General features: G+C 39.2%; 12 protein-coding genes and 1 pseudogene. 4 read left to right on the plus strand and 9 right to left on the minus strand.

The genetic code is table 11. From position 1 onward, the window contains the following. From HT725_RS02110 to glmU, 9 genes and pseudogenes are all read right to left on the minus strand, one after another. A partial coding sequence (locus tag HT725_RS02110) for an Rpn family recombination-promoting nuclease/putative transposase (RefSeq protein ID WP_240149603.1) occupies nt 1-647 on the minus strand: 647 nt, incomplete at its 3' end. 191 nt (nt 648-838) lie between these two features. Continuing rightward, a pseudogene (locus tag HT725_RS02115) lies at nt 839-1,724 on the minus strand (Rpn family recombination-promoting nuclease/putative transposase). Between the two features lie 325 nt (nt 1,725-2,049). Next, nucleotides 2,050-3,813, minus strand: coding sequence for a glycerophosphodiester phosphodiesterase (locus HT725_RS02120; protein WP_173252972.1), 1,764 nt, complete (start codon nt 3,811-3,813; stop codon nt 2,050-2,052). Nucleotides 3,814-3,821: 8 nt separating this feature from the next. Continuing rightward, nucleotides 3,822-4,412: a 3'-5' exonuclease gene (locus tag HT725_RS02125; protein WP_173218318.1), complete on the minus strand. Its 591-nt coding sequence runs from the start codon at nt 4,410-4,412 to the stop codon at nt 3,822-3,824. A gap of 97 nt (nt 4,413-4,509) precedes the next feature. Further along, a complete protein-coding gene (gene rocS, locus HT725_RS02130) occupies nt 4,510-5,001 on the minus strand; it encodes a chromosome segregation protein RocS (protein WP_000021242.1) in 492 nt (163 codons plus the stop codon). Nucleotides 5,002-5,077: 76 nt separating this feature from the next. Then, a complete protein-coding gene (locus HT725_RS02135; RefSeq protein WP_173218316.1) occupies nt 5,078-5,770 on the minus strand; it encodes a 5'-methylthioadenosine/adenosylhomocysteine nucleosidase in 693 nt (230 codons plus the stop codon). Between the two features lie 16 nt (nt 5,771-5,786). Continuing rightward, a complete protein-coding gene (macP, locus tag HT725_RS02140) occupies nt 5,787-6,098 on the minus strand; it encodes a cell wall synthase accessory phosphoprotein MacP (protein WP_060628063.1) in 312 nt (103 codons plus the stop codon). 11 nt (nt 6,099-6,109) lie between these two features. Continuing rightward, on the minus strand, nt 6,110-6,655 hold the full coding sequence (locus HT725_RS02145; RefSeq protein ID WP_033688949.1) for an NUDIX hydrolase: 546 nt from the start codon (nt 6,653-6,655) through the stop codon (nt 6,110-6,112). 9 nt (nt 6,656-6,664) lie between these two features. Further along, nucleotides 6,665-8,044, minus strand: a complete 1,380-nt coding sequence (gene glmU, locus HT725_RS02150) for a bifunctional UDP-N-acetylglucosamine diphosphorylase/glucosamine-1-phosphate N-acetyltransferase GlmU (protein WP_173252973.1) — start codon at nt 8,042-8,044, stop codon at nt 6,665-6,667. 143 nt (nt 8,045-8,187) lie between these two features. On the opposite strand from glmU, the gene HT725_RS02155 reads away from it, so the two are divergent. From HT725_RS02155 to HT725_RS02170, 4 genes are all read left to right on the plus strand, one after another. Further along, on the plus strand, nt 8,188-8,988 hold the full coding sequence (locus tag HT725_RS02155) for a glycoside hydrolase family 25 protein (protein WP_173218310.1): 801 nt from the start codon (nt 8,188-8,190) through the stop codon (nt 8,986-8,988). Between the two features lie 94 nt (nt 8,989-9,082). Continuing rightward, on the plus strand, nt 9,083-9,925 hold the full coding sequence (locus HT725_RS02160; RefSeq protein ID WP_173218308.1) for a DUF368 domain-containing protein: 843 nt from the start codon (nt 9,083-9,085) through the stop codon (nt 9,923-9,925). After that, a complete protein-coding gene (locus tag HT725_RS02165; RefSeq protein WP_173218307.1) occupies nt 9,925-10,407 on the plus strand; it encodes an aminoacyl-tRNA deacylase in 483 nt (160 codons plus the stop codon). The genes HT725_RS02160 and HT725_RS02165 overlap by 1 nt, the downstream gene beginning before the upstream one ends. After that, nucleotides 10,407-11,027, plus strand: a complete 621-nt coding sequence (locus HT725_RS02170) for a histidine phosphatase family protein (protein WP_173218305.1) — start codon at nt 10,407-10,409, stop codon at nt 11,025-11,027. Before HT725_RS02165 ends, HT725_RS02170 begins: the two co-directional genes overlap by 1 nt. The last annotated feature ends 287 nt before the right edge of the window (nt 11,028-11,314 follow it).

Here is an 11,314-nt window from a genome sequence, read left to right on the forward strand (position 1 = left end):
TCTAGCAGTTGGTCTGCTTGACTAATAGCTCGCTCGGGTTGTTGAGTAAAGGGCTTGTTCCCAAAAAACTCCAACCACGGCTTGCGAACCTCGTCTTTGCTGGTTTCTCTGTATTTCTTTAATTCCAAGAATGCCATCTTGACTAGATGGTTTTCTTGTCCATTGTTTGTGATGGTTAAGACTTCACCTGTCGTGTCTTCGCGCATACTGAAACTGTGGAAAGCTAGATCATCTTGGAAATAATTACTATCCACAATAGCTATTGCATAAACAGGTGCGATATGCTTGTAACTCTGGTGGGTATCACCTTCACGCTGACGAATTTTTTCGAGATTTTGATTGACCTGACTACACAGATAAGCCCACAGGCGATTGATGAAAAAATTCTGATGGTGGACTTGGATTTCAATGATTACTTGGGTTTCATTATCCAACTCCGCCAAGACGTCTATACTGGTATAGAAGTCCTGAGCCGAGTAGGGTAGAGAAGGCAAGACATGAATATTACTTCCCTCCAAAATCGTCACATTTTTTGCTGGTAAATCCAGCATATCGCGGATAAATTGACAAGTGATTTCTGGATTGCTAAAGATTTTCTTAGCTACCAAGTCATTAGTCGGGCTGATGCCCGGATGACGTACAGTCATATTTCTTCTCCTTTCATTATATCACATTTTTTAATCTAATTTACTAGATTCGATGCTTCTATCTATTTATTCGGAAAAGAAAGTGAAAAGTTCAAACTTTCCTAACAAAAAAGATAGCTAATCTCTTTTCCATCAAGAAATTTAGCTATTCTTTTTAATTGTTTTCATATCGTATAATATTTACAGATTTCTCACTCATGTTCTTTCAACAGTACCTCAAACTCAGCCACAGTCATACCCAGCTGTTGGCTGGCAAATTCAGTGCTTAATACATGTTGGCGAACTAGATTTGCTAACATCGCGAAACCGCCTTCTGCACGACCTCTCTCTAAACCTTTTTCCTCAGCTTGTTCCAAGGCATAGTCCTGCGCTAACAAGGCTTGTTCTTCTCGCATACGTAGNNCTGTCCTCCTCGGACCAGCTCTTATAGTCCAGCAGTTGATCTGCTTGGCTGATAGCTCGCTCGGGTTGCTGGGTAAAGGGCTTGTTGCCGAAAAACTCCAACCACGGCTTGCGAACCTTGTCTTTGCTGGTTTCTCTATATTTTTTTAGTTCTAAGAACGCCATTTTGACTAGATGGTTTTCTTGACCGTTATTTGTGATAGTTAAGACTTCACCTGTCGTGTCCTCGCGCATACTGAAACTGTGAAAAGCTAAGTCATCTTGGAAGTAGTTGCTGTCTACAATTGCAATGGCGTAGACAGGAGCGATATGTTTGTAACTTTGATGAGTATTGCCTTCTTGTTGGCGAATTTTTTCTAGGTTTTGATTGACCTGACTGCACAAGTAAGCCCACAGGCGATTGATGAAAAAATTTTGATGATGAACTTGAATCTCAATGATAACTTGAGTGCCATTGTCTAGTTCAGCTAAAACGTCTATACTGGTATAGAAATCTTGGGCTGAATAAGGCAGAGAAGGTAGTACATGAATATTGCTTCCCTCCAAAATGGTTACATTTTTTGCTGGCAAGTCCAGCATATCGCGAATAAATTGACAAGTGATTTCTGGATTGCTAAAAATTTTCTTAGCAACCAAATCGTTGGTCGGGCTAATGCCCGGATGACGTACAGTCATATTTCTTCTCCTTTCATTATAGCACATTTTTTAATCTAATTTACTAGATTTGATGCTTCTATCTATTTATTCGGAAAAGAAATTAAAAATCTCCTAATTTTTAATCAATTCTTTCTAATGGATATAGAGAATAAAGGAATTTTCCCAATTTTTAGTACCATTTTAGAAGTTGTAATGTACTATTCCAATCTCAAATTACTATAAAGTTGATTGAAATAAAAACAAGACATACATTTATCGTAAACGAATTGCAACCACAAAAAAGCAAGCATTCACAAGAATACTTACCTATCATGGGAGGAATAGTTGTTCCTCTTTTTTATTACTAAAATTCAAAGAATTCCAATGCTTTTTTCAAAAGCAAATCCGTATATTCTGGATCTTCTTGGGCTACTTCTATTTCCCACTGAACTTTTTCCAAATCATCTGTAATCACTCCATCTACTCCTAAGTGAAGCGATTTGTTGATAGCTTCTGAATCATTGACAGTCCATACATAAAGTTTCTGATCTGTTGTCCATAGTTTGCTTACAAAATATTCATCCAAGGTCGAGTACTCCATAGTATATCCTGTCGCCCTTGTTTTAGGAAAGACAGAATTGTAAGGCATGATGAAATAAACTGGCAGTTCGGCATCATACTGTCTTACTTTTTCAACAACATGGTAGTCTAAAGATTGGATTTGATGCCCATAAATCTTGAGCTTTGCAGCATAACGGGCTAAAAAGCGGTCCATCATGTCTGGACTATCTTTTTTACTGGTTTTGATTTCAATTAGTAATTTTTGACCAAGTTCGTTGGCTCGACTGAGATAGTCTTCAAAGCTTGAAATTTTAGTCTGGTAGCCATTTTCAAAAATATCAATCCCTTTAAGCTCCTCCAAGTTTAAGTCTTGAGGACTTTTATTGATACCTGCTAGATTTTTCAAGTTTGCATCATGCATCATGACAAACTGCCCATCTTTTGTCTCCTGCACGTCCGTCTCCACCAAGTCTGGTTTGAGTTGTGCTGTAGTTTCCAAGGACTCTACTGTATTTTGAATCCCATTTGCATTGGAAACCCCTCGGTGAGAAATAAGCTGAGGTAGATGAACCATGGGAGCCTCCAGATAAATATAACCTTCTAAGGCAAAGAAAAGACTGGCACAAGTCATGACTCCCCATCGCATGATGTGATCTTTTTCTCTCCGAGGAAGCATATCCAGCTCCTTTCCTGTCAAAAATGAAACAAATTTAACCAAAAAGTAAGTCAGAGCCATATAATAAAGATTTTTAATCACAACAAAATTCAAAATACCAAGAATCAGAGACTCTCTCTGAGTGATGTCATCTACCAAAGTTTGAGCCAATAACAAAGGAATCAAAGGAAGATAAAATAATAAATTTGCCTTTAGCAAGATATAAAATAAATTCCAAGCATAAAAAGCAACTCTTTTCTTGGTTTTCTCCAAGCTAAACATCACTGCTTCTCGAACAGTCAGCTGATCATATACAATCTTCGGAAGGGCAAACATCAATCTGACAGAGATATAGAGAAAAATAAGAGATAGAAGTAGGATGCTCAGCCACCACATCCAATATTTATCTTCTAAATAATCTTGGATAAACTCTGGAATAACGATTTTATTGAGATAATAAATCTTCAGCATTTTCCGTATAAAAGGAAAAAGCATAGCTATATAGAAAAAGATAAACAAGGCTTTAGCGCAAGTTAGCTTTTTCATAAATCCAAAACTTTCATGGAAAACCTTGCGGATATACTCAATTAGCCTTCGCTTTTCATGATAGAGAAGATGACGAGCACCAATAAAGAGGAGTCCTATTTGAAAATAAGCAACCAGAAGGTTAATGACAATCAAGGCTAAAAAAGCTAGACTAATCAATGGAGAATGAGTGAGGATGGCTAAGACATTATTATAGGAAATAAAAAGATAACCTGTCTGATCTAATAAGAAGCTAGCCAACCATGAATTGAATGGGACCCACAAATACTCCACTATCATAAAAATTAAGAAAAAGAGAAAGAGGATTTTATCAAGATTGAGGTAAATCTGTTTAAAACCCAATTTTTTAGGTTTTTCAGGTTTCATAGGCACTCCTAGTCAAATAATTGAGATAAGTCCAAGCCACCAAAAGGATTGTTTGATAAGCTACTTTCCGTCTCTAACAATTCTCTAGCTTGATCTGATTCTAGGAAGGACTCATACACACGCGCCGTCATCCGAGCATCCTCCAAGCTATTATGGGACTGACCTTGAAATCCAAGAAATGAGGCAACAGTTTGCAACTTGAGATTGGCAATACCATGTAAATCCGAGCTCCGACGTTCAAAAGCTTCATCATACAAATCCACCTTATACTGCTGACTATAATCTAAACCATGCTCTGCTAGAATAGGTAAATCACTTTTAGCAGCGTTGTACCCAACCATCGGCAAAGAACCCACAAACTCTTGGAATTCTTTTATGACTTCCTCCACTGAAGGAGCATCTTTTAAGGTCTCAGCTGTAATCCCTGTCAAACCATTGATAAAACTTTTTAAAGGTACATTGGTATGAACATAGGAATCATAGGCATCGATTTCCTGACCATCTCTAAAACGCACTGCCGATACTTGAATCAAGTGTGTTTGTCCTTCATGCTGATTAAATTCTAAGTCAAAAGCAATGTAATCTTCTAATCGTTCCATTTTCTACCTCTCCTATACTATCTCTGTTCTAATCAACTATACTATTCACAAACAAAAGAAGCCATCAGGTTAGCATTTAACCTAAACAGCTCCTTGATTATCCTCCAAATAAACGAGCAAAAAAGCCTTTTTTAGTGGATTGGACTTCTTCTTTTGCTTGGTCCAGCTCTAGCTTAAGATTTTCTTGATCCTTCATGGCTTGAAGGGTCAATTGTTGCTGCTGATCGAGTTGTTTGTCTTTCTCAGCAATCTGACGGTCTTTGATACGCATCTGCTCGTCTTTTTCTGATAACTGACGATCCTTGGCTTTTAATTGTTCATAGAGACGAAGAATTTCTGCATTCTTCTCATCAACTAGAATCTCCATCAGTTCACGTTGCTTGACATCTTCACTGACAGGCTCATCTTCAAAAATCGTTTTTTTATAGATTTCTTCTAGCTTAATCAAGCCACTTCTGGTAACGACTGTTACCCCTTTGTCATTTTTATCTGTGTCTTCTTCTGGTAATTCTTTGACACGGTTATTGATTGCTTGGCGAGATAATCCTAAGACCTCTGCAATCTCACTGACGGTCATTTCAATACTCATAATATCCTCTGAAACGTTTTCTAGCTTTTCTTTACTTAAATCTTATCATAAGCTAGAAAAACTGTCAAATTTTCGCTTAATTTAAGGCCTTCAAAAAGGCTAATAAGACTTGGGCAGAGCGACGTCCAGCTTCGATAATAAACTCATCAAAAGAGATGTTTGCTTCATGGTTGGCATTGTCACTCATAGCTCGAATAACTAAAACTGGAAGATTAAGGGCATGCGCTGCTTGAGCAATAGCTGCCCCCTCCATCTCAACAGCTAAAACTTCTGGGAAATGGGATTTAATCGCTTCTATCTTGTCATTTCCTGCAACAAAACTATCTCCTGTAGCAATCAAACCAAGATGCCAGTTCTGGTCCAATTGAGATAGATTCTCTTGAATTTTGGCAACAAAGATTTTGTCTGATTCGAAATAAAGCGGTTGTTGCGCCATTTGTCCATAAGCATAACCAAAAGCTGTGACATCCACATCATGATAGGCTAACTTGTCAGCAATCACGACATCCCCAACAGCGATACCCTCTGCTACTGCTCCAGCAGATCCCGTATTAATTAGAGCATCCACTTGGAAATGATCAGCCAAAATCGCCACACTCATAGCAGACATGACCTTACCAATTCCACTTTCTACAAGAACGACTTCATGAGAGGCAATGGTGCCTGTATGATAGGTATTGCCTAAGACAACTTGCTCTTGGGCATTTTCTAAATGCTGGACCAAATAAGCCAGTTCTTCTGGCATAGCTGCAATAATTCCTATTTTCATTTCAATTCCTTTTCTATTACAAAAGTTTCATTGCTAAGACAAGCAAAATCAAGAGAAAGATGACAGCGAATAAGATTTTATTCAACTTAGAATTGAAGACATTTCTCTTGGTATTTTCAATGCGACGGCTTTTATGAATAGACGGTTCGACCTGAATCTTCAAGGTTTCCTGGCTAAAACCATGTTCCCTAGGATTGGCATAACCAAAACGGGAAGAAGAGGTTGGTAAAATCTTGGTCTCCTCATCATCTAGCAAAGGGGGACCCGAAATTTTTTCGCCTCTATTAGCCCTTTCAATCATTTCATCCGTTAATAAAGGTTTACCCATATTGACCTCCTCTATTTTTTCTGCAATTCCCAATACTGTACAGCCATAATTGTCTTGGCATCACAGATATGACCTGATTGGATCAATTCCTTGGCTTCTTCTAAGCTCACTTCAAGGACTTCCAAGGTCTCATCCTCATCCTGCGGACGCGGATTTTCCACTTTCGTCAAATCGCTTGCTAGGTATAATTTTAATTTTTCATTACAAAATCCAATGGCTGAGTAAAAGTCATACAAAAGTTCTAACTTCCCTGTATAGGCTGTTTCTTCCTCTAATTCACGAAGAGCAGCTGCTACAGGGTCTGTATTTTCTCCTACTTCTAATTTTCCGGCTGGAATTTCGTAAGAGACAGCCTCGATGGCCTTGCGGTACTGCTTGACCAAGATGAGTTTTTGCTCATCCGTTACTGCTAAAACACAGACAGCTCCATTGTGGAAAATCAAATCCCGTTGGGCAGTTCCCTTGCCTTCTGGTAATTCAACCTGATCTTGGACCAGTTTAAATATTGGTCCTTGATAGATTTCTTTTCGGCTAAGCGTTTTTTCTTCAAATTCCATGATAGGCTCCTACTGATTCTTAGGATGATGAGGAAGACGTGTTGCATATTCGTCTTTATTGACCTGACGACCGCGACCAATCGCAATCGCATCCGCTGGCACGTCTTTGGTAATAGTTGAACCAGCACCAACGAGGGAATTGTTACCAAGTTCTACTGGCGCAATAATGGTTGAATTTGAACCAACAAAGACATTGTTGCCAATGACTGTCTTGTATTTGTTTTTGCCGTCATAGTTGACTGTAATGGTTCCAGCACCGAAATTAACCTGGCTACCCACTTCACAATTTCCGATATAAGTCAAATGACCAGCCTTAGTATTCTCGCCGATAGAAGACCCTTTCACCTCAACAAAGTTTCCAATATGAACTTGGGCACCCAGACTTGAACCTGGACGAATGTGGGCGTAAGGACCGACTGTCACACCGTCTGCAACACTACTTTCCTCAATCATAGAATTGGTAATGACCGCTCCTGCTCCGACAGTGCTGTCCACTACATAAGTACCGTTTGTCAAAACAGTCTCAGCACCAATTTTCGTTTGCCCCTTCAAGGTAACATTGGCTTCGATTTGAACTTCGGGAGCAATCTCAACATCAATATCGATATAAGTTGCTTCTGGATTGACAAAGCTAACACCGTTGACCATGTGCTGATGATTGATGCGACGACGCATGACTGACTCAGCCGTCGCAAGAGCTACACGGTCATTTACCCCAAGACTTTCATCAAAATCTTTCAAAGTATAAGCGCCAACTTTTTCACCAGCTTCACGGAAAATACCGATGACGTCTGTAATATAATATTCACCTTGAGCATTATTTGTATTAATATTTTTCAAAGCCTCAAACAAACGCTCGTTGTCAAAGACATATGTTCCAGTGTTGATTTCCTTGATTTGCTTTTCAAAATCGGTGGCATCTTTTTGCTCAACAATGCGAAGAACCTCAGCATTATCATTACGAACAATTCGTCCATAGCCAAAAGGATTATCCGTTTCAGCAGTCAAGATAGTGGCCACATTTTTATGATTGATATGGAAATCAATCAAGTTTTTCAAGCTTTCACCTGTGATTAAAGGAGTATCTCCTGCAATGACCAAGGTGTGACCTGACAAACCTTCTAAGATAGGCTCTGTCATCATAACTGCATGCCCAGTCCCTAACTGTTCAGATTGAGTCACAAATTCTGTCTGTCCAGCCAAGACCTGCTCAACCAATTCTGCCTTGTGTCCGACAACTGTTACTGTCTTTTCAGGTTTGATAGCTCCCACACTACGGAAAACATGTTCCAGCATAGAAATACCCGCAACCTTGTGCAAAACTTTTGGCAAATCAGATTTCATGCGAGTCCCTTTACCCGCTGCTAAAATAATGGCATAATTTGACATAATCTTCTCTTTTCTCTAGAAATTCCCTTTTATTATACCATATTTCAAATCATTCCGCGCTCTTGAATGAAAAAATGCTCCAAAGTCCTTTCCTTAACCCATTTTTTTGATTTTTTTTGATTTTTAGGGTAGAATTATAAGATATGAGAAAACAAATTCATCCACTTATTTTATTTGGTTTTTTTGGGATCATAATTTTCATTTTAATCATCAATCGCCCACTTAATGACAACCAATCCTTTAAAACAAAATCCAACATAGCGCAGATTGAAGCACAGGCTTTGAAACACTTAGACAAACCGATTATTGACCTCTCTGGCTGGCAGCGTCCTGAGGAAATCAACTACGATGCCCTCTCACAAAATATTTCAGGCGCTATTGTTCGTGTTCACAGTGGTGCTCAAACGACAGAAGAAAATGATGCTTCCTTTATCAATGGAATAGACAAGGCCTATAAGAGTCATATCACTGAACTTCAAAAGCGGAATGTCCCAGTTGCTGTCTATGCCTATGTAGCTGGAAAAAGTGTCCAAGAAATGGAAAAGGCTGCTGAAGTTTTTTATAATGCTTCATCGCCATACAGCCCTAGCTACTATTGGCTAGATGTGGAGGACAAAACCATGTCCAATATGAACGAGGGTGTTGAAGCCTTTCGAGCAAAACTAGCATCACTAGGTGCTAAAAACATCGGAATCTACGTTGGGGTCTACTTCATGGAAGAACACAGTATTGATACAGGCAAGTTTACTTCTGTTTGGATTCCGTCCTACGGCTCAAACTCAGGATTTTTGGAGAGCAGTCCTAAAACTGATTTAGATTATGACATCCACCAATACACATCTAAAGGAAAAATTGCCGGCTTTGACCACGATTTGGATATCAACGTCATCTCTCCCTTAAAAAACAAAGAAGAAACCTTTAGAAAAATCTTTTTAAAACCTTAAAAGCATTTGTTTAGCATTTGCTTTTTCTTTTTGTGTTTGATTGTGATACAATATAGTAAGGATTTTTTGAAATAGAAATAGTTGGAGGAAATATATGCTCTCATGGTTAGCGCGCATTATCAAAGGGATTGTGATTGCTCTTGGATTTATTCTACCGGGAATTTCCGGAGGGGTTCTAGCAGCAATCTTAGGAATTTACGAACGGATGATTGGCTTTCTGGCCCATCCCTTTAAAGACTTTAAAGAAAATGTTTTGTACTTTATTCCAGTTGCCATCGGTATGCTTCTGGGAATCGGCTTATTTTCCTACCCGATTGAATACCTGCTTGAAAATTATCAGGTCTTTGTCTTATGGAGCTTTGCGGGTGCCATCATTGGTACAGTTCCTAGCCTTCTCAAGGAATCAACTCGAGAATCTGACCGAGACAAGATTGATTTAGCTTGGTTCTGGACAACCTTTATCATTTCTGGATTAGGACTCTATGCCTTAAATTTTGTCGTTGGAACCTTAAGTGCTAGCTTTCTTAATTTGGTCCTAGCAGGTGCACTGCTGGCTCTTGGCGTCTTGGTTCCTGGCCTCAGTCCATCAAATCTACTTTTGATTTTGGGTCTCTATGCTCCGATGTTGACTGGTTTTAAAACCTTTGACCTCTTGGGAACCTTCTTCCCGATTGGAATCGGAGCAGGTGCCACTCTCATCGTTTTTTCAAAATTGATGGATTATGCCTTAAACAACTACCACTCATGCGTCTATCATTTCATCATCGGTATCGTCCTATCAAGTACCCTTTTGATCTTGATTCCAAATGCAGGAAACGCTGAAAGTATCCAATACACAGGTCTTTCACTTGTCGGTTATGTCATCATCGCCTTCTTCTTTGCTCTAGGAATTTGGCTTGGTATTTGGATGAGTCAATTGGAGGATAAATATAAATAATGGCAAAAAAAGTTAAAGTCAAAAAAACATTAGTAGAACAAATCCTATCTAAAGCAGGTATCCCACATCAGGGGATTCAAATCAATGCCCTGGAAGGAGAGCTTCCTCAAGGTTATGAACGAGATCAGATTTTCAAAACCTTGGCTCTTTTGGGAGACAAGACAGGACCGATTATCGGAATTGTCCCTATCACTCAACACTTGTCTGAAAAGAAACTAGCCAAAATTTCTGGCAATAAAAAAGTGAGCATGATTCCACAAAAGGACTTGGAAAAAACAACTGGTTACATTCATGGAGCCAATAATCCTGTCGGAATTCGTCAGAAACACAATTACCCCATTTTTATCGATAAAATCGCCCTAGACTTGGATCAAATGATTGTCTCTGCTGGGGAAGTTGGTCACAGCATTATCGTCGTGCCACAAGACTTGGCTAGCTTTGTAAAGGCAGACTTTGTAGATATTTTGGAGGACAGCAAGTAATGAAACTCTACTTTGTCCGCCACGGTCGTACAGTCTGGAACCAAGAAGGACGCTTTCAAGGTGCTAGTGGAGATTCCCCCCTTCTTCCTGAATCCATTGAAACCCTAAAACAACTAGGCCAGTATCTCAAGGATATTCCTTTTGATCAGATCTATTCAAGTGACTTACCTCGAGCAGTCAGATCTGCCGAGATTATCCAAAGTCAACTCAAGACGCCCTGTCCTTTAGAAAGTGTTCCTAATATTCGTGAATGGCAGCTGGGGAAGTTGGAAGGTTTGAAAATTGCAACCTTGGAAGCTATTTACCCGCAACAAATCCAGGCTTTCCGTACTAATCTTGCTCAATTTGATACTCAAATGTTTGGAGCCGAATCCCTCTATAGCACCACGCAACGGACCATCCAATTTATCAAATCACTCAAAGATAGTCCAGCTGAGCGTATTCTAATTGTCGGTCACGGTGCCAATCTTACTGCCAGTCTTCGTACTCTTCTAGGATATAAAGAACCACTTCTTCGTAAAGATGGCAGTCTAGCAAATGCCAGCCTGACCATTCTAGAAACCCATGATTTTGAAACATTCACTCTCGATACGTGGAATGATACTTCTTATCAATCATAATTATAGCCTAGCCTTCTGGAGATATAGTCAGTTGAAACAAAAATAAGACAAAAGAGCCTCGTAAAAAGGTATTGCAACTTGCCAATACCTTTTTGATATGAACACGTGTCTTCTCAACAGGATTGTAGAGCAAAATGAAATAAGAACTGAATAATGTGATTTGAGAATTTAAATCAATTTATAAGAATGTTTTAGAAGCAGTGATGTACTAGTTCAGATTCACTTTTCTATACTAATACTCTTCTACAATCAAATTCAAACCGCGTCAACGTCGCCTTGCCGTATAT

Origin of the sequence: Streptococcus sp. 2579, from assembly GCF_013277195.1 — a bacterium.
In the GTDB taxonomy this organism is placed as follows: domain Bacteria; phylum Bacillota; class Bacilli; order Lactobacillales; family Streptococcaceae; genus Streptococcus.